Annotated in this window: 18 protein-coding genes and 1 pseudogene; 8 read left to right on the forward strand and 11 right to left on the reverse strand. The window is 64.3% G+C overall.

All coding sequences use genetic code 11. From position 1 onward, the window contains the following. Positions 1 to 186: 186 nt before the first annotated feature. From sugE to PTE30175_RS16225, 4 genes are all read left to right on the forward strand, one after another. The gene (gene sugE / locus PTE30175_RS16210; protein ID WP_150698091.1) at positions 187 to 504 is read left to right on the forward strand and encodes a quaternary ammonium compound efflux SMR transporter SugE; all 318 of its coding nucleotides are present in this window, start codon (positions 187 to 189) and stop codon (positions 502 to 504) included. Between the two features lie 125 nt (positions 505 to 629). Continuing rightward, positions 630 to 1,226: a DUF4126 domain-containing protein gene (locus PTE30175_RS16215; protein WP_150698092.1), complete on the forward strand. Its 597-nt coding sequence runs from the start codon at positions 630 to 632 to the stop codon at positions 1,224 to 1,226. Beyond that, on the forward strand, positions 1,213 to 3,747 hold the full coding sequence (locus PTE30175_RS16220) for an ABC transporter permease (protein ID WP_224788808.1): 2,535 nt from the start codon (positions 1,213 to 1,215) through the stop codon (positions 3,745 to 3,747). Before PTE30175_RS16215 ends, PTE30175_RS16220 begins: the two co-directional genes overlap by 14 nt. 40 nt (positions 3,748 to 3,787) lie before the next feature. Then, positions 3,788 to 4,228, forward strand: a complete 441-nt coding sequence (locus tag PTE30175_RS16225; protein ID WP_150698093.1) for a group II truncated hemoglobin — start codon at positions 3,788 to 3,790, stop codon at positions 4,226 to 4,228. Here the strand turns inward: PTE30175_RS16225 and PTE30175_RS16230 are convergent. The 11 genes and pseudogenes from PTE30175_RS16230 to PTE30175_RS16280 all read right to left on the reverse strand — a co-directional run bounded on the left by PTE30175_RS16230 (position 4,225) and on the right by PTE30175_RS16280 (position 12,661). Further along, on the reverse strand, positions 4,225 to 4,737 hold the full coding sequence (locus PTE30175_RS16230) for a DUF2062 domain-containing protein (RefSeq protein ID WP_150698094.1): 513 nt from the start codon (positions 4,735 to 4,737) through the stop codon (positions 4,225 to 4,227). The two genes, PTE30175_RS16225 and PTE30175_RS16230, sit on opposite strands and share 4 nt — an antisense overlap. 143 nt (positions 4,738 to 4,880) lie before the next feature. Next, complete coding sequence (locus tag PTE30175_RS16235) at positions 4,881 to 5,465, reverse strand: LOG family protein (RefSeq protein ID WP_150698095.1); 585 nt, start codon at positions 5,463 to 5,465, stop codon at positions 4,881 to 4,883. Next, positions 5,465 to 6,130, reverse strand: coding sequence for a TetR/AcrR family transcriptional regulator (locus PTE30175_RS16240; protein WP_150698096.1), 666 nt, complete (start codon positions 6,128 to 6,130; stop codon positions 5,465 to 5,467). Before PTE30175_RS16240 ends, PTE30175_RS16235 begins: the two co-directional genes overlap by 1 nt. A gap of 133 nt (positions 6,131 to 6,263) precedes the next feature. Continuing rightward, positions 6,264 to 6,656 (reverse strand): annotated as a pseudogene (locus tag PTE30175_RS16245) (diacylglycerol kinase); the annotation flags it as partial. 66 nt (positions 6,657 to 6,722) lie between these two features. After that, positions 6,723 to 7,760, reverse strand: a complete 1,038-nt coding sequence (locus PTE30175_RS16250; RefSeq protein ID WP_150698098.1) for a glycosyltransferase family 4 protein — start codon at positions 7,758 to 7,760, stop codon at positions 6,723 to 6,725. A gap of 130 nt (positions 7,761 to 7,890) precedes the next feature. Then, positions 7,891 to 8,859: a UDP-2,3-diacylglucosamine diphosphatase gene (locus PTE30175_RS16255; protein WP_420819649.1), complete on the reverse strand. Its 969-nt coding sequence runs from the start codon at positions 8,857 to 8,859 to the stop codon at positions 7,891 to 7,893. Positions 8,860 to 9,000: 141 nt separating this feature from the next. Further along, positions 9,001 to 9,975, reverse strand: a complete 975-nt coding sequence (locus PTE30175_RS16260) for an esterase/lipase family protein (RefSeq protein ID WP_150698099.1) — start codon at positions 9,973 to 9,975, stop codon at positions 9,001 to 9,003. Positions 9,976 to 9,994: 19 nt separating this feature from the next. Continuing rightward, positions 9,995 to 10,570 (reverse strand): RDD family protein, encoded by a 576-nt coding sequence (locus tag PTE30175_RS16265; protein ID WP_150698100.1) that lies wholly within the window; start codon positions 10,568 to 10,570, stop codon positions 9,995 to 9,997. A 241-nt stretch (positions 10,571 to 10,811) separates the two neighbouring features. Then, positions 10,812 to 11,642, reverse strand: coding sequence for a DUF3106 domain-containing protein (locus tag PTE30175_RS16270; protein ID WP_150698101.1), 831 nt, complete (start codon positions 11,640 to 11,642; stop codon positions 10,812 to 10,814). Between the two features lie 24 nt (positions 11,643 to 11,666). Beyond that, positions 11,667 to 12,095 (reverse strand): DUF3619 family protein, encoded by a 429-nt coding sequence (locus tag PTE30175_RS16275; protein ID WP_150698102.1) that lies wholly within the window; start codon positions 12,093 to 12,095, stop codon positions 11,667 to 11,669. After that, positions 12,092 to 12,661: an RNA polymerase sigma factor gene (locus PTE30175_RS16280; protein ID WP_150698146.1), complete on the reverse strand. Its 570-nt coding sequence runs from the start codon at positions 12,659 to 12,661 to the stop codon at positions 12,092 to 12,094. The genes PTE30175_RS16275 and PTE30175_RS16280 overlap by 4 nt, the downstream gene beginning before the upstream one ends. Before the next feature lie 436 nt (positions 12,662 to 13,097). Between PTE30175_RS16280 and PTE30175_RS16285 the strand changes: the two genes are divergently transcribed. From PTE30175_RS16285 to ilvC, 4 genes are all read left to right on the forward strand, one after another. Next, entirely contained in the window at positions 13,098 to 14,864 is a 1,767-nt protein-coding gene (locus PTE30175_RS16285; protein ID WP_150698103.1) for an acetolactate synthase 3 catalytic subunit, read from the forward strand. A 78-nt stretch (positions 14,865 to 14,942) separates the two neighbouring features. Next, complete coding sequence (gene ilvN / locus PTE30175_RS16290; protein ID WP_150698104.1) at positions 14,943 to 15,434, forward strand: acetolactate synthase small subunit; 492 nt, start codon at positions 14,943 to 14,945, stop codon at positions 15,432 to 15,434. A gap of 20 nt (positions 15,435 to 15,454) precedes the next feature. Next, positions 15,455 to 15,700, forward strand: coding sequence for a DUF4282 domain-containing protein (locus PTE30175_RS16295; RefSeq protein ID WP_150698105.1), 246 nt, complete (start codon positions 15,455 to 15,457; stop codon positions 15,698 to 15,700). 74 nt (positions 15,701 to 15,774) lie between these two features. Continuing rightward, on the forward strand, positions 15,775 to 16,791 hold the full coding sequence (gene ilvC, locus PTE30175_RS16300) for a ketol-acid reductoisomerase (protein ID WP_150698106.1): 1,017 nt from the start codon (positions 15,775 to 15,777) through the stop codon (positions 16,789 to 16,791). Positions 16,792 to 16,880 lie beyond the last annotated feature (89 nt).

The raw sequence follows: 16,880 nt of genomic DNA on the forward strand, positions 1-16,880 counted from the left end.
GGCCCGATGCCTGGGCCATCCAATCCGACCGTAGTCTGCAAGATCTTTGTCACTTTGGTAAACTTGTCACGTCAATATGACGGTGACACTTTTGCTGTCGCCGTTTTTTTGTTGACCCGCTACGGGACGACTTGTAGCGCGCTGCCTTCCGCGGGGACGACCCCGACCTCCACATCGAAGTCACTTATGCCCTGGATTCTCCTCGTTTTCGCAGGCCTGCTTGAAGTCGCCTGGGCCGTTGGCCTGAAATACACGCACGGGTTCACCCGCCTCTGGCCGTCTGCCTTCACGCTCGCCTCCATGATCGGCAGCGTCTGGCTGCTGGCGCTCGCCGTGCGCGCATTGCCGCTCGGCACCGCTTATGCGATCTGGACCGGCATCGGCGCTGTCGGCGCTTTCGTTCTCGGTATCTTTCTGTTCGGCGAGTCAGCCTCTGCTGCGCGCATTGCCAGCGTTACCCTGATCCTTGCCGGGCTCGTCGGCTTGAAGCTCTCCGCGGTCTAGCGTGCGTGCCGGCCGCAAGCGCGGCATAATGGCCCGGTGACCGGCGAAATTGGCCGGTACCGCGCTTTTCTTATTTTTGCGTGTGACGGTGCGACGCGGCCATTTCGGCGGCAGGCGAGGTCATCATGCTGGAAACCATTGCTTTGGGCGCGGGACTGTCGTGGGCGAGCGGCCTGCGGCTCTACCTGACCGTTTGCTTCGCCGGCCTGGCGGCCCGACTCGGCTGGCTGCATTTGCCGCCGTCACTGGCGATTCTGGCGTCCACCTGGGTCATTGCGACCGCAGGCGTGCTGGCGGCGATCGAGTTCTTCGCCGACAAGATTCCGTTCATCGATTCCGCCTGGGATGCCGTGCATACCTTCATCCGCATCCCTGCCGGCATCCTGCTCGCGGCGGGTGCGTTCGGGCAGATGGACCCCGCGGTGACCGTGCTGGCCGGTCTCGCCGGCGGCGCGCTTGCGGGCACGGCGCACCTGGCCAAGGCCGGCAGCCGTGCGCTGATCAATACATCGCCGGAACCTTTTTCCAATGTGGCGGCCTCAGCGGGCGAGGATGTGTCTACCATCGGCGGCCTGGCCATGGCGTTTTTCCTGCCGGCTGTCTTTCTTGTCATGCTGCTCGTGTTCGTGCTGCTCGCCTGGTGGTGGCTGCCGCGCGTGTGGCGCGGCTGGCGTTCGTTGCTGGCACGGGTGAAGGGATTGCGTAACGATGGCGTTCGGTGATGTGTGCCGCCAGGCTTGGCGGATGTTTCTGCGCGACTGGCGCGCGGGTGAATTGCATCTGCTGCTGGCGGCGCTGTTGCTGGCCGTCGGGGCGCTTTCGAGCGTCGGCTTCCTGTCTGACCGCATGCAAGGCGGGCTCGAACGCGACGCGCGCCAAATGCTGGCCGCCGACATCGTCGTGCGAAGCGACGCGCCGCTTGCGCCAGATTTCATGGCGCGCGCGCAGGCCGACGGGCTGCGCACTGCCCAAACCGCTGCGTTCCCCAGCATGGCCAGCGCGCTGGGCGCCGACGGGCAGGCGCGTGCGAGCCGTCTGTCGTCGTTGAAGGCCGTTTCCGATGGCTATCCGTTGCGCGGCCGCGTGCGCGTGGCGGGAAGCCGCGACCCGTCCACCGTCGATGCCCCCGCCGTCGGCATTCCCGCGCAGGGTACTGTCTGGGTCGATCCCGCGTTGCTCGATGCACTGCAGGTCAAGGTCGGCGACAGCATTCGCGTCGGGCATCGAACGTTGCGCATCGCGCAGGTCATCACGCGCGAAATGGACCGCGGCTTCGGCTTCGGGGTTCTCGCGCCACGCGTCATGATGCGGTTCGACGAACTCCCTTCGACGGGACTCGTGCAGTTCGGCAGCCGCATCACCTATCGCCTGCTGGTGGCGGGCGCGGACGCCCCGGTCGCCGCCTATGCCGCGTGGGCGCGCGCTGAGGCCGGTGCGCTGCGCGGCGTGCAGTTCGAATCGCTCGACGACGGTCAGCCGCAGGTGAGGCAGACGCTCGATCGCGCCGCACGTTTTCTGTCGTTGGTGGCGTTGCTTGCGGCCGTGCTCGCGGCCGTCGCGGTCGGTATTGCGGCACAGCGCTATAGCCAACGGCATCTCGATGCGTGCGCCGTGATGCGTTGTCTCGGCCTCGGCCGCAAGGCGCTGCGCGGCATGGTCGCGGTGGAGTTTCTCGGACTGGCGGTCGTTGGGGGCGTGCTGGGCGTTGCCTTGGGCTTTGGCGCGCATGAAGTCCTGCTGCGCCAACTCGGCGGCGTCGTGCCGGAGGGTTTGCCGGCACCGACGTGGCGGCCAGCGGCGTTCGGTCTGGCGAGCGCGCTCGTGCTGCTGCTCGGGTTCGCATTGCCGCCGTTGTTGCCGTTATCCGAAGTGGCGCCGCTGCATGTCTTGCGGCGCGAATGGGGGACGGCGCGGCGTCGCGGCTGGCTGGCGTACGGCGCAAGTGCGGCGGCGTTTGCGGTACTGCTGGTCTTCGCGGCACGCGATTTGACGCTCGGCGCCATGGTGGCAGGCGGTTTTGCAGCGGGCGCGGCGGTGTTCGGCGCGCTCGCGTGGCTGGCGATCCGTGTGCTTGCCGCGTGGGCGCGGCGTCGCGGCGCGGGCGGCGGGGTGGGCTGGCGTTATGCGCTCGCCGGATTGCGCCGGCGCGGGCTCGGCAGCGCACTGCAGGTCGTCGCCCTCGGCCTGGGCCTGATGGCGCTGCTTCTGCTTGCCATCACCCGCAACGACCTCATCGCGGGCTGGCGGCAATCGAGTCCGCCCGATGCGCCGAACCGGTTCGTGATCGATATCCAGCCCGGGCAGGATGCCCCGGTGCTGGCGAGCCTGCGTGCGGCGGGATTGTCGGACGCGCAGTTGGCGCCGATGATTCGGGCGCGGCTGACCGCGATCAACGGCCGCCCGGTGACCGTCGATCGTTATACGGAGGAACGGGCGCGCCGGCTGGCCGAACGCGAGTTCAACCTTTCCTATGCGGCGCGTTTGCCGGACGGCAACCGCGTGACCGCAGGGCAATGGTATGGCGCCACGGCGACCCCGCAGATCTCGATGGAGGCAGGCATCGCCAAGACGCTCGGCCTGAAGCTTGGCGACCGCCTGCGCTTCGAGGTCGCGGGGCAATCCGTTGATGCGCCGATCACCAGTCTGCGCAAGCTCGATTGGGGTTCGATGCGTGTGAATTTCTTCGTGGTGATGCCGGCAGCTGCGCTGCGCGATTTCCCGGCGACGTGGATTACGTCGTTCCATCTCGACCCGGCCCAGCAGCATGTGGCGGACGATCTCATGCGGCAGTTCCCGAATCTGACGATCATCGACACGGGGGCGCTGCTGGCGCAAATCCAGCAGATCCTGTCCCAGGTGATCAGTGCGGTACAGGCGCTGTTCGTCTTTACGCTTGCTGCCGGCATGCTGGTCTTGTACGCGGCGCTGGCGGGCACGCGCGACGAGCGTATGCGCGAGTCGGGCATCCTGCGGGCGTTGGGGGCATCGGCGCGGCAGTTGCGCGACGTGCATCTGGCCGAACTGGTGACGGTTGGCGCGCTGGCCGGGTTGCTGGCGGCCGCCGGCGCGGGCGCATTGGGCTGGATGCTCGCCCGCTACGTATTCGAATTCTCGCTCGGCTTCAATGCGTGGTTGCCGGTCATTGGCGTGTCGGCGGGCGTGCTCTGCGCGCTGATCGGGGGATGGAGCGGTTTGCGCGCGGTGTTGCGGCAATCGGCCGCGCGCACGCTGCGCGAAGTCTAACGCATCGCACGCCGCGCCCGGCTCAGGCACAATAGTGTCCATGACAACCGAAATTTCATCTCAAACGCAGGGCGTGGACACGCCCGACGACGCCGACACGCAACCGACCGCGTTCGCCCTGTTGGGCGGTGAGTCGGGCGTGCGTGAACTGGTGGACCGCTTCTACGATCTGATGGATCTCGAGCCCGAATTCGCCGGCATTCGCAGCCTGCATCCCGAGACGCTGGCGGGTTCGCGCGACAAATTCCACTGGTTCCTGTGCGGCTGGCTCGGCGGCCCGAATCATTACATCGAGCGCTTTGGCCACCCGCGTCTGCGTGCGCGCCATTTGCCGTTTCCGATCGCCACGAGCGAGCGCGACCAATGGCTGCGCTGCATGGCCTGGGCCATGCAGGATGTCGGGATCGACGCCGCGTTGCAGGAGCGCTTGCTGCAGGCGTTCTACGGCACGGCGGACTGGATGCGCAATCGCGCCGGTTAGGCGCGCGGTTGCCGCCGTTGACGGATCGCGATGACAGCAAATCCCAGCCCGTAGGCGAGCAGGGCGCCGGCGATGGCGCACGTCGTCAGGCCCACGAGCAAATGCATGGTCGCGGCGCCGACGTCAAAACGGCCGAGCGATGCGATGGCGGCCTCGCCGGCGCGCGCTGCGGCGGCAACCGTCGCTTCCAGGTCCCCGGGGCGCCACCAGGACATCATCCACCCGCCGAGTTTGTGCGCACCGATATAAACGAACGGTAACGTAAGCGGGTTCGTGATGAATGTGCCGGCAGCGGCCACCAGCAAATTGCCGCGCAGCATGGCGGCGGCGAGCATTGCCACAAAAATCTGACCGACCGGGATCAGGACACCGAAGAACACGCCGCAGGCAAGTCCGAGCGCGACCGCGCGCGGCGTAATCTGCCAGAGACTGCGGCGCAACAATGCGCGGGCGTGCGGACGCAGCCAACGCGAACGCAAGAGCCGCATCGGGCGCAAAATCTTCAGCATCGGGTGTTCCTGACGATAGACGAGGGACCGGCGGCCACCAGGCCGGCGCGTCGGGCGCGCTCAGCGCCGTCGTCAGTATCTGATCGGTGAGGGCGGCGAGAGTTCACTACGCCGCCCGGGAGGTCCCGCGCGGGCCGCTCGGATCAGATCTGGTCGCGCTGCTGGGCCCAGCGGTCGACCAAGGCCGGTTGGCGCTGAACCAACGTATCGAGGATCGCCTCGGGTGCGGTTTCGACCACCAACTGGTCGACCTGGGGGGCCTTGAGAAATTGTTCCTGCACCATGTGGCGCAGGAAACCGAGCAGCGGATCGTAATACTGCTCGACGTTGAGCAATCCGATCGGCTTGGCGTGGTAGCCGATCTGCAGCCACGTAAATACCTCGAACAGTTCCTCGCAGGTGCCGATGCCGCCCGGCATGGCGATGAAGCCTTCGGACAGGTCGGCCATCATCTGCTTGCGCTCGTGCATGTTCCTGACGACGTGCAGTTCGGTCAGTCCGCGATGACCGACTTCCCGCTGCATCAGCGCTTCGGGAATGATGCCGATCGCTTCGCCGCCGTGCGCCATCACGGCATCGGCAATCACTCCCATCAGGCCGACCTTGCCGCCGCCGTAGACGAGGCGAATGCCCCGCTCGGCCATGCGTTGCCCCAGCACACGTGCGCCGTCGGCATAGGCGGGACGCACGCCGCTGGCGGCACCGCAATAGACGCAAAGCGAACGCATTACCTGGCTCCCTGCGACGACTCGTGCGCAAGCTTGTCATAAAGCTCGCGTGAACGGCCCTTCAGATACGGCGCCATTTGCGAAAGAATGTGATAGCTGGCCTGGTGCAGACCTGCGCCGATTTCGGCGGGATCGTTGTACTTGCGGGGATTCATGACGAACTGGTAGGAAAGCCAGTAGGTAGACAGCACCACCATGTTGGTCGTGACGATATCGATCTGCTCGGGAGTGATGTCCATTTCCCCGTCGGCGACGAGCATGTCGCACATCTCGCGGGCAAAACGCTTCTTGTGCCCGACGATCTGCTTGAAGTGCGTTTCCAGCGTACGGTTGCGTGCCAGCAGGTCGTTGAGATCGCGGTAGAGAAAACGAAAGCGCCACAGGAACTCCGACATGTACTGGAGATAGGTCCAGACTTCGTCGAGCGTGGGTTTGTGATCGTCGGGCAGCCGCAGGCGGCGTTCGATTTCCTGCTCGAACTGCGCGAAGATGCTGTTGATAATGTCGTCTTTGTTGCGGAAGTGGTAATACAGATTACCCGGGCTGATTTTCATCTCCTCGGCAATCGTGGTGGTCGTGACGTTCGGTTCGCCGATTTCGTTGAAGAGTCGAAGCGAAACCTCGAGAATTCGTTCGCGGGTGCGGCGTGGCGGCTTTGCTTCCATGTCTGTCGGCCCCGGTAGGCGGCAAGCTCGGCGAGGAGTTGGTCCGCTTGCGTTTATGGAATAGGTCTATCGCGCCGATTATACCCGGCGCGTTTCCCGTGCCAAGCGGCGCGTCAGCGCAATTCCGCCGTCGTCACAGGAAGGCGCGGACCAGTCCGACAATGACGGGGCCGGCGAGCGAGCCCCAGGTGAGCAGACAGAGCGCAAGGGCGACGAGGACGGCGGCGCTGCCGAAGTCCTTGGCCCGCTTGGACAGTTGATGATGCTCAAGGGAGATGCGATCGATGGCGGCCTCGATGCTCGAGTTGATCAGCTCGACAATCAGCACGAGCAGCACCGAGCCGATCAGCAGCACGCGTTCGACCGCGCTGACCGGCAAGAGGACGGCAGCCGGCACGAGCACGATCGCCAGCGCCAGCTCCTGCCGGAATGCGCTTTCCTCGAAAATGGCGAAACGAAAGCCGGACAGCGAGTATTTCAGCGCCCGCCACGCGCGCAGCAACCCCCGATTGCCTTTGTAGGGATTGGGCTCGTCGTCACGCGGTGGCGGTTGGTCAATGAACAAAACGTAAGGTCCTCGCCGCGAAGCGGCTCAGGTCGCGTGCGCGAGCGGCGACGGCTCGGGTACACGCGGGTGGAGGTGGGCGACGAACTCGGCGGAGGCCGCCTGCCACGAAAAACGCTCGGCCCAGGCGCGCGCACTCTCGCGCGAGACCTTGAGCGCGTCGAGGCAGGCATCGCGCAAATCCTCGCGCAGTGCGCCACCTTGGCCTTCGGGGCAACCGTTGAGAACGTCGATCGGACCGGTCACCGGATACGCAGCGACGGGCAGGCCGCATGCCATGGCTTCGAGCAGCACCAGGCCAAACGTGTCTGTGCGGCTGGGAAACACGAAGACGTCGGCGGAAGCGTACACCTTGGCAAGTTCGGCTTGCGACAGCATGCCGAGATAATTGACATCCGGATAGCGCGACCGCAGTTCCGCAAGCAGGGGGCCTTCTCCGGCGACCCATTTCGAACCGGGCAGGTCGAGTTTCAGAAACGCCTCGATGTTTTTCTCCACCGCAACGCGTCCCACGTACAGGAAGATCGGATGGGCCGAATTTAACACATGTGCCGGCTGCGGATGAAAGATGTCCAGGTCGACGCCGCGCGTCCAGAGCACGACGTTGCCGAAGCCGTTGGCCTCCAGGTCGCGCTTGACGACCGGGGTCGGCGCCATCACCGCGCTCGAGCGCTTGTGGAACCAGCGCAGAAAGCGATAGGTCGTGGCCAGCGGCAGACCGAAGCGGGCCTGCACGTATTCCGGGAAACGTGTGTGATAGGCCGTCGTGAACGGGAAATTGTTGCGGATGGCCCAGCGGCGCGCGGCCATGCCGAGCGGGCCCTCGGTCGCGATATGCAGCGCGTCCGGGGCGAAGGTTTCGATGCGGCGCGCGACCTTGCCGCCCGCGAAGAATGCCAGCCGGATTTCCGGGTAGGTCGGACAAGGCAAGGTCCGGAATTCAAGCGGCGTGAGCAGGTCGACGCGATGGCCGCTCGCTTCGAGCTGGGCGCGCGTGTTCTTGAGCGTGCGGACCACGCCGTTGATCTGCGGGTCCCAGGCATCGGTGACGATCAGGATTTTCATGGTGCGCTCCTTGCGCGGATGTCAGAGGGAACAGCAGGGATGAAACAGGGATTCGGGAAGCGGGTGCGGCAACCGGCGGGCGGCGGGCCACGGCGGCCGTCCCGTTCCGGCATGCCGCCCGAGGCAATCGTCATGCAGCGGTGGCGGTGGTGGCGGAAGTGGCCGGCGTCTTGACGAGTTGCGCGGCGCGCTTTTGCGTCCAGTACACGATGCGCAGGTCGCCGTCTTCCGTTTCGACGAGCGCCGACAGGCTCTCGACCCAATCCCCGTCGTTGCAGTACAGGAGTCCGTCGATGTCGCGGATCTCCGGCTTGTGGATGTGGCCGCAGACGACGCCGTCACAGCCTCGGCGCCGGGCTTCCTCGGCCATCACATGTTCGAATGCCGAAATGAAGTTGACGGCGTTCTTGACCTGATGCTTGAGGTACTGCGACAGGGACCAGTACGGAAAGCCGAAGCGGGTCCGCACGCGATTGAACCAGCGGTTGAGCAGCAGGGTGAGGGTGTAGAGCGAATCGCCCAGGTAGGCAAGCCAGCGCGCATGCTGGATCACGCCGTCGAACAGATCGCCGTGGGTGATCCACAGCCGCTTGCCGGTCAGCGTCGTGTGGAACGCCTCATCGCGCACCGCGATGTCACCGAACGCGAGCCCGCAGAACTGACGGGCGGCTTCGTCGTGGTTTCCCGGCACATACACGACCTGCGTGCCTTTGCGTGCGCGGCGCAGCATCTTCTGCACGACATCGTTGTGCGCCTGCGGCCAGTGCCATCCCTTGCGAAGGTGCCAGCCGTCGATGATGTCCCCGACCAGGTACAGGTAATCCGACTCGTGGTGGCGCAGGAAATCGAGCAGATAGTCGGCCTGGCAGCCTTGCGTGCCGAGGTGAATGTCGGACAGCCAGATCGCCCGGTAGCGGGTGACGCCGTCGGGCGGTGCGTCGAGCGGGTCGGCGGGCGGTTCGGGCGGAACGCAAAAACCTGGCGGCAATGTCGCGGACAGACCTGGCGCCTGTGCGCGTGCCGGGGGCGTCTCGACATCGTGGCCGGCACGGGCAACGGGCGATGGGAGCGGGCGCGGGAAAGCGGGTGTCGTGGTCATGCGGGTTCGTCCGTCGCATTGAACATGGCAGCATTGCGCCACGGTTGCGTGAAAGGACGATGACAGTCACGGAACTGTCTGAAACTGTCGCACGCCCGCGACGACGCGCTTCAGGACCTGCCGCGGTACAGCTGGAAGGCGTCAGGCGACGCGGGCGATGCCCGTGCCGACTCTTTCGAGCGTTTGCAGGACGATGGCGCATGAGCGCGGATGGGTGCCCAGCGCCACGTGCCCGAGTGCGGACAGGGGAATCATGTGGGCGCCGACGAGCGCGCAGGTGCGTGCCGGATACACAACATTGTCGTGATACGAATAGATTGACGTGAGCCGGCTGCGCGCAGCTTCAGTCTCGCTGCGGCCGAGTTCGGCCAGCCATTCGCTGCCAACAGCCATTTGCGCAACGTTGTCGCCGATGCCGAGGCGCGCGTGCAGGGTACCCAGGTGCGGCGAGCCCAGCGTGATGGTGTGCAGCACCGGGAGCGTGGGGTGCGCACGCAGACAGGCCCGCGCCGCGATGCCGCCCATGCTGTGGCCGAGCAGCACCACAGGCCGGCGTGTGCGGCTGGCTAGCCGCTCGACGGCAGCCGCGATTTCGTCGGCGTAACCGTCGATGCCGCCGAGCAAGGGTGCCAGGTTGATGGCGTCGCTTTCGTACCCCGCTTCGGCCAGATGGCCCTGAAAGCGCAGCCAGAACGCCCGGTTGCAGCCATAACCATGCAGGCACAGGACGGCCACAGGACGCGCAGGCCCGTCCGCAGGGCGCGGCCGGAAGGCACTTCGCCACGGCTGGCAAAGGTCGAGCAGCAGAATCGACGCACAGCATTCATAGGCCCACACGCCGAACTGCATGCCGAAACCGCCGGCGCGCCGCTCCGGTGTGGGATCGCTTCTCGCGGCCATCGAGAATCCGGCGGCCAGCCCGGCGGCGTGGGCCAGAGGCAACCAGAGCAGCGCCCAGAGGAGGCTGATCCAAACGTAATGCCAGAGGCTGTATGTCACACCGGCCACGACCACGGAAAACGCGACCTGTGTTGCAGCGTACGCAAGGTGCGGGCGTGACGGCCGCACGGGATCGGCGGCGTTAGGCGGATGCACGATGCGGACTGGCGGGGCCATGGCGGCGGGGCTCAGCCGGTCATTTCCCGAGCACGCTGACGAGCCGCGTGCCGGCAAGACGGTCGTGCAGAAACTGATGGTCGCGGTCGAACCGCATGGTGGAGGCCCACAGGGTCAGCCAGCCGACCAGCACCGCCACGCTTGCCCACCCGGTCAACCCCAATGCCCAGTCGAGCGCAGCCGCGGGCAGCACCCACAGCCAGGCAAGCAGATAGCGGCCGATGGCGCGTCCGGCCGACGGTGCACGGCCGTGCGTGTCGACCAGCCGAATCTTCCATGTCTTCATCGCGAGTGTCTGTCCGCCATGACACCAGAACCAGACAAAGTATGCGCCCAGCACCAGGAAAAGCCACGCCTGCATGGCATGGCGGTACATCAAGGCATTGCGTTGCTGCGTGAGGGCGCTGAACAGGTAGCCGGCGAGAAACAGTACGCCGAACAGGAGCAGCGATTCGTAGATCATGCTGAGTCCCCGTCGGCGCAGCGTCGGCGCGGGCCACGCCTGGGGCGCGCGCGATCCGCCGACATCTGCGGGGACGGGGGATGCGCAGGACGTGGCTGCATCCTGGCGGGTAGGCGTCACGGAATCGGTCATCGGTTTCACGGACCGCACCGGGCAAGCAGCCGGCGGCGGCAAAAAAGCCGATCGGACAGTCGCGCCGATCGAACGGGCAAAGGAGACGAACGAGAAACCGCCGGCGTCACCGGCTGGACGCCATTATGCGCAACTTTGGCCGGGCCTGCCAGCCATCGGCAGCGGCGTTGGACGAAAAAACAGGAGCGGCGGGGGGGGCGTTGGCGCTTGCGGAGGCCGGACCGGATGGACCGCGCGGCGGTCAATTGTGGTGATAGATCTCGGAATTGAACACCGACGGGCTGTTGACGTCGGTGCTGGCGCCGGCGGCGCTACCCGGCGCGGCAGCGCCCGGTGCGCCCTGCGCGGGCGCCACGGCGGGTGCCGGGGCGGACGCCGGGCTGGCCGGTGCGCTGCCGGGTTTCGTGTCGGCGCGTTGTGCCTCCACGGGATTTTGCTTGCGATGGACGGCACCGTACGGATTCTTGACGCCTGTCTTGCCACTCGGCGGGGCGCTCACGACGCTGGGCCGGTTGCGCGACTTCTCTTCGGCGGCGAGCTTTTTCTTTTGCTCTTCCGGAAGTTGCTGATATTGCTCCCACGCCTCGAATTTCCGGCCCGGCGGGAGGGTTTTGGCGTTCAAGTAGCTTTCGCGGGCCAACTGCCGCTGCTCGGGTGTCAAGCGCACCCAGTCGGCCATGCGTTCATGAAGACGTTTGCGGGCATCCGGCGACAGCTTGTGGTAACGGCTGGCGATCTCGATCCATTTCTCACGTTGACGCTCGCCCATCGCATTCCAGCTTTGTGCGAGCGGCGCCAGCGCGGCCTGTTGACGCGGTGTCAGCTTGGCCCACGCGCCGCCCGGCGACGGCAGGGCGGCCACGGGCGCCGATGCCGGGCCGGCGGCGCCAGGTGCAACTGCGGCCCCGGAAGCACCTGATGGCATGTCCACCGGCGGTGTCGAAGCGGCGGGTGCGGCTTCGAGCGTATCGCCGGGTAGGTCAGGCGCCGGACCGCTGCGCCACAGCGCCGTCCCGGCAAGGGCGGCGGCGATCAAGGCGGCGAGCAGGATGAATGCGTTGCGTCGGGTCACGTGCAAGGTGTGGTCAGGGGGCGGCTACTGGGCGCGTTTCAGGTAGGCGTTGAAGCCATGGTCGGCATAGGCGGAGAGCGGCAGTTCGTCGCTCAACACGGCGGCGTCGATGTCGGCCAGATCTTCAATATGCTGCTGATGTTCCCAATAGGCGATGCCTGCCAGACCGACAATCAGCGCGGCCAGCGGCCAAAGCAGGCCCAGGCGGCCGAGCTTTTCCAGCCGGCCCGGACGGCGCGGTGCGTGGTCGGCAGCTTGCCCGGCCACGCCTGCATAGGCGAGCGCCGGCGCCAAAGCCGTCTGCGGTTCGGGCTTCTTGTGGGCAACGGCGACGCGGCGCGCTTCGGCGAGGCGTGCGGCGATGCCCGGCGGCAATTCACCCGAAGATTCTTCGAGTGCTTGCCGCACACGGTGTGCGAATCGGATTTCCCTCGTATCCAGATCGTGACTCATAATCTGATCCCTTTTGCCTTGAGCGCGTTTGCGAGCGAATGGGTGGCTCGCGAGCAGTGCGTCTTCACGCTGCCCTCCGAGCAACCCATGGCAGCCGCGGTTTCGGCGACGTCCATATCTTCCCAATAACGCATGAGGAAGGCTTCCCGTTGACGTGCGGGTAGCTTATGAATCTCTTCTTCGATCAGGTTCAGGACTTCCGCGCGCGACACCTGGTCTTCGCTGCTCTCGCAAAGCACTGACCCATCCTGGGCCAACAAGGTTTCCAGCGGATCGTAATCGTCGTCGTCGCTGCTGCCGCCGCCGAGATTGGAAAACAGCGTCACCCACGTATTCCGGACCTTCTGGCGGCGGAAATGATCGTGTATGGTGTTCTGGAGAATGCGCTGAAACAGCAATGGCAGGTCGGCCGCCGGCTTGTCGCCGTACTTCTCGGCCAGCCGGATCATTGCATCCTGAACGATATCGAGGGCGGCCTCGTCGTCGCGGACGGCATAGACGGCCTGCTTGAAAGCGCGCCGTTCGATGCCCGCGAGAAAGTCCGCCAGTTCCTTGTCAGATGCCATCCGGTGGGGTAAGCGTGGCTTGTGAGCCACATTGCTGAAATGCGATATATAAGCGTAAATGCCGCGTTTTGACTGCCGGGCCGCCAGATTGCGCGAATGAAGGGCCTGCAGAAAACGCAGATGCGGTGCGGATGCTAGCAAAAAACGTCCGACATGTAACGGCTTTTGCTCATTTGCCACACCCCGGCGTCGAATCGTCCCAATTTTGCACCAATTTGGCGCGTCTTGGCGCCATTCATGAATTTCTTGATAACCGGCTTGACCATTCCGGTGCAAACCTATATCGTCCCAAGTTCGCAATATGATGTGATTGTCTTAATATCGGCACTGCCTATCCGGATTGCCCATCATTCAGACGCGCCGCTTGATCCCGGGCCACAAGCTCGCGGGGAGAGCACCCGATCAAATTTTTTGCCGAAAACTTGAAAGGTCGACGATGAACATGCCAAGCGCGGAATTTTCCGAAGCGGACGCTTCTCGCCATTCCCCCTCCGATGAACTGATCGGCGCCGAAATTCTCGTGCGCGCGCTTCAGGACGAGGGTGTCGAGCATCTCTGGGGCTATCCCGGCGGCTCGGTGCTCTACATCTACGACGAACTCTACAAGCAGGACCGCATCCAGCATATCCTGGTGCGCCACGAGCAGGCTGCCGTGCATGCGGCCGACGCATATTCGCGTTCCACCGACAAGGTCGGCGTGTGCCTCGTGACGTCCGGCCCGGGCGTGACCAATGCCGTGACCGGCATCGCCACCGCCTATATGGATTCGGTGCCCCTCGTGATTATCACCGGACAGGTGCCGACGGCCGCGATCGGCCAGGACGCCTTCCAGGAATGCGACACGGTCGGCATCACGCGTCCCTGCGTGAAACATAACTTCCTGGTCAAGGACGTGCGCGATCTCGCCGTCACGATCAAGAAGGCGTTCTACATCGCCAAAACCGGCCGTCCCGGCCCGGTGCTGGTCGATATCCCCAAAGACGTGTCGAAGGCGCGCGCCCGTTACGAATATCCGAAGACGGTGTCGCTGCGTTCGTACAATCCGGTGACGAAGGGCCATTCGGGCCAGATCCGCAAGGCGATGAGCCTGCTGCTGTCAGCCAAACGCCCCTATATCTACACCGGCGGCGGCGTCATTCTCGCCGATGCGTCGAAGGAACTGAACCAGTTCGCCGATCTGCTCGGCTATCCGGTGACCAATACGCTGATGGGCCTCGGCGGCTATCGTGCCAGCGACAAGAAGTTCCTGGGCATGCTCGGCATGCATGGCACGTACGAAGCCAACATGGCGATGCAGAACTGTGACGTCCTGATCGCCATTGGCGCGCGTTTTGACGATCGCGTTATCGGCAATCCGGCCCACTTCGCGGAATCGCCGCGCAAGATCATTCATATCGACATCGATCCGTCGTCGATTTCCAAGCGAGTCAAGGTCGATATTCCGATCGTCGGCGACGTGAAGGAAGTCCTGCGCGAAATGATCGAGAACCTGCAATCGGCCGAGCACGGTCCGGACACGGCGGCGCTGGCCGAATGGTGGAAGCAGATCGAGGAATGGCGCGCACGTGATTGCCTGGCATTCGACCGCAATAGCGAGATCATCAAGCCGCAGCACGTGGTCGAAACGTACTGGAAGCTGACCAATGGCGAGGCCTACGTGTGCTCGGACGTCGGCCAGCACCAGATGTGGGCGGCCCAGTACTACAAGTTTGACAAGCCGCGCCGCTGGATCAATTCCGGCGGCCTGGGCACGATGGGTTTCGGCCTGCCGGCCGCGATGGGCGTGAAAATGGCCCACCCGGACGCGGAAGTCGCCTGCATCACCGGCGAAGGTTCGATCCAGATGTGCATTCAGGAGCTGTCGACGTGCCTGCAGTACGCGACGCCGGTCAAGATTCTCTCGCTCAACAACCGCTACCTGGGCATGGTGCGCCAGTGGCAGCAGATCGAATACAGCAAGCGCTATTCCAGTTCCTACATGGACGCGCTGCCCGATTTCGTGAAGCTGGCCGAGGCTTATGGCCATGTGGGCATGCGGATCGAGAAGTCGGCGGATGTCGAGCCGGCGCTGCGCGAAGCCTTGAAGATGAAGGACCGCACGGTGTTCATGGATTTCCAAACGGATCCCACCGAGAACGTCTGGCCGATGGTCCAGGCGGGCAAGGGCATCAGCGAGATGCTGCTCGGTTCGGAAGATCTGTAACACGGCCAGCGCGCGGGTGCCGGCGACGCCGGCCCGCGACGCGCCGTGTCAATTGACAAGGACAATCCGGGATACACCATGAGGCACATTATTTCTGTTTTGCTTGAGAACGAACCGGGAGCGCTGTCGCGCGTGGTCGGCCTGTTCTCGGCGCGTGGTTACAATATCGAAACCTTGACCGTGGCCCCCACCGAAGACCGTTCGCTGTCGCGGATGACGGTGGTGACGACGGGGTCGGACGACGTGATCGAACAGATCACGAAACACCTGAACCGGCTGATTGAAGTCGTGAAGGTGGTCGACCTGACCGAAGGCGCGCACATCGAACGTGAGTTGATGCTCATCAAGGTGCGCGCGGTGGGCAAGGAGCGCGAGGAAATGAAGCGGATGTCGGATATTTTCCGCGGACGCATCATCGACGTGACGGAGAAGACCTACACGATCGAACTGACGGGCAATTCGGCGAAGCTCGACGCGTTCATCGAAGGGCTCGACCAGGCGTCGATTCTCGAAACCGTACGTACCGGCGGTTCGGGCATCGGGCGTGGCGAGCGCATCCTTAAAGTCTGACCTTCTTAATGAGAGTCGCCATGCGGGACTGGTTCATGTTCGACAAGATGATCACGCCGATCCTCTTGCGCATCGGTTTCGTGCTGGCGGTGCTGGGCGCATTGGCGGCCGGCATTGCGAGTGCGGTGAACGGTGAAGTCCTGCGCGGCATCGGTATTGCGGTATTCGGCATCGTCGGTGCGCGGATTTCCAGCGAGTTGTTGATCCTTCTTTTCAGAATCCACGAGAATCTGGTGGAGATCAACCACAGCTTGAAAAGCAAGTGAAAGCGGGACACTGCGGCACTACGCCCCTTTTTCGATTTTGATTCAGTAAATTTTTAGCAATTCGGGATATTTCCATGAAAGTTTTCTACGACAAAGACGCAGACCTCTCGCTCATCAAAGGCAAGCAAGTCACCATCATCGGCTACGGCTCGCAAGGCCATGCCCACGCCCTCAACCTGAAGGACAGCGGTGTCAACGTCACCGTCGGCCTGCGCAAGGACGGCGCGTCGTGGAACAAGGCTGTCAATGCCGGCCTGACGGTCAAGGAAGTGTCGGAAGCCGTGAAGTCGGCCGACATCGTCATGATGCTCCTGCCGGACGAGCAAATCGCCGACGTCTACAAGAACGAAGTGCACGCCAACATCAAGAATGGCGCCGCGCTGGCTTTCGCTCACGGTTTCAACGTGCATTACGGTTGCGTGATCCCGCGCGCTGACCTCGACGTGATCATGATCGCGCCGAAGGCCCCGGGTCACACCGTGCGTTCGACGTACTCGCAAGGTGGCGGCGTGCCCCACCTGATCGCCGTGGCGCAGGACAAGTCGGGCGCCGCCCGCGACATCGCGTTGTCGTACGCGGCAGCCAACGGCGGTGGTCGTGCCGGCGTCATCGAAACCAACTTCCGTGAAGAAACGGAAACCGACCTGTTCGGCGAACAAGCCGTGCTGTGCGGCGGTACCGTCGAGCTGATCAAGGCCGGTTTCGAAACGCTGGTGGAAGCCGGTTACGCGCCGGAAATGGCCTATTTCGAGTGCCTGCACGAGCTCAAGCTGATCGTCGACCTGATCTATGAAGGCGGCATCGCCAACATGAACTACTCGATCTCGAACAACGCCGAGTACGGCGAGTACGTCACGGGTCCGCGCGTCGTGACCGAGGCGACGAAGGAAGCGATGCGTCAGTGCCTGAAGGACATCCAGACCGGCGAATACGCCAAGAGCTTTATCCTGGAAAACAAGGCCGGCGCACCGACGCTGATCTCGCGCCGCCGCATCACCGCGGAACACCAGATCGAGCAAGTCGGTGGCAAGCTGCGTGCGATGATGCCGTGGATCGCCAAGAACAAGCTGGTCGACCAGTCGAAGAACTAAGTTTGCGTCCGTGCGCGGCGGTGCCAGCATCGCCGTGCACAGCAAGCTTCCAAGCCGTCCGGGCGCCGATGCTGGCGTGTCGGGCGGCT

This window comes from Pandoraea terrae, assembly GCF_902459695.1.
GTDB classification, from domain to species: Bacteria; Pseudomonadota; Gammaproteobacteria; order Burkholderiales; family Burkholderiaceae; genus Pandoraea; species Pandoraea terrae.